Raw genomic sequence first — 312 nt, 5'->3', positions numbered from 1 at the left:
AAACGCGGTAATAAAAAGGCAAGACGCTTATTATATTTGGTAATAATGAATATTATCCGTGGACAACATCGTTATAATAATCATATTGTCGATTATTACTATAAATTAAGAAAGCAGCCAAATGAGAAATCTCATAAGACTGCCGTTGTCGCATGTATTAATCGACTATTAAAAACTTTTCATTATTTAATAATGAATCATAAACTATACGATTACGAAATGTCCCCACATTGAATCGTATAATCACATATAGTTTAACACCTTATCCAAAAAAATAAAATTGGACGGTATTATTAAGTAATGACTTTTTTA

The 312-nt window shown here is 27.9% G+C and carries 1 pseudogene; it reads left to right on the top strand.

Annotated features, from left to right (window positions below):
• Positions 1-234: pseudogene (locus LQ694_RS15480) on the top strand (IS110 family transposase); the annotation flags it as partial.
• Positions 235-312: the final 78 nt, after the last annotated feature.

Origin of the sequence: Mammaliicoccus sp. P-M58 (assembly GCF_022386165.1) — a bacterium.
GTDB lineage: Bacteria > Bacillota > Bacilli > Staphylococcales > Staphylococcaceae > Mammaliicoccus > Mammaliicoccus sciuri.
Note: the sequence above shows the minus strand (reverse complement) of the source record. Positions and strands in the feature narration are given on the sequence as shown.